Below are 1,053 nucleotides of genomic sequence, written 5' to 3'. Positions count from 1 at the left end.
TACGCCAGCACGCCGAAGAACGCGCCGACGATGCCCACGGCCATGGTGGCCACGATCAGCACCATGGGGTTGATCTTCTTGGACAGCAGCCAGTAGTACAGCCAGAAGGCGAGCATGCCGAGCATGCCGGGCATGATGCCGTCCAGGATGTCCTGGAGGGTCTGGGCGTCCTCGCCCGAGCCGATGGCCACCGGGATGCTGGCCCAGAACATGTCCTTGCACATGGCGCCCACGACCATGACGCCCACGATTCCCACGCAGGTCATGATCTTCTGCATGAGGCCGGTCCTCTGGGCCTCGTCCAGGAAGCCCACGCCCAGCTCGTAGCCCTTGACGGCGCCCCAGATGCGCAGCGCGAAGCCGGGGACGTTGTAGATGAGCAGGAAGGCGATGGGGCCGAAGGGGTTGCCGGCCTGGCACAGGCTGATGCCCACCGCGGCGGCGACCACGCGCAGCGTCGACAGGAAGATGGAGTCGCCGATGCCGGACAGCGGACCCATGAGGGCGGCCTTGACGTCGTTGACGCTCTCGGGCTCGATCTCGCCGCGGGCGACCTTCTCCTCCATGGCCATCGCGATGCCGCCGACGAACGGGGCGAACTGGACGGTGATGTTGAAGAACGCGCAGTGGCGGTGCAGGGCCTCGGCGTAGTCGTCGGGGCGGCCGGCGTAGATCTTCTTGAGCATGTTGGCGACCATCAGGCAGAAGGCGATGTTCATCTGCTTGTAGTAGGTCCAGGAGAACTCCATGCCCAGGGCGCCGGTGTTGACGGCGCTCTTGATGAGGTCGGAGCGCGTGATCTTGTTCTCGGGACTAGAAGTCATCGTCCTCATCCCCTTCCGCGGAGAGCTGGGGCTGGGCTCCGCCCAGGCCGAGCAGGTCGAACTTGTCGATGCCGATGATGATGGCGATCAGGGCGACGCCCAGGACGGGCACGTTGGCGTAGGAGCACAGCAGGAAGCCCAGGAAGTAGAAGGGCACGAGCTGCTTGGTGAGCACCAGGCGGCCGAGCATGGCGAAGCCCATGGCAGGCAGGATGTTGGCGGCAACGCC

2 protein-coding genes are annotated in these 1,053 nt (G+C 65.4%); both read right to left on the bottom strand.

From position 1 onward, the window contains the following. On the bottom strand, positions 1-824 hold an 824-nt coding region (locus ACTNB2_RS08830), incomplete at its 3' end, for a PTS system mannose/fructose/sorbose family transporter subunit IID (RefSeq protein WP_441044937.1). Continuing rightward, a partial coding sequence (locus ACTNB2_RS08825) for a PTS sugar transporter subunit IIC (protein WP_147324175.1) occupies positions 814-1,053 on the bottom strand: 240 nt, incomplete at its 5' end. The genes ACTNB2_RS08825 and ACTNB2_RS08830, both read right to left, overlap by 11 nt.

The organism is Collinsella sp. HCP28S3_G2, from assembly GCF_052065125.1.
Lineage (GTDB): Bacteria > Actinomycetota > Coriobacteriia > Coriobacteriales > Coriobacteriaceae > Collinsella.
This window is presented reverse-complemented; position numbering and strand designations above follow the sequence as displayed.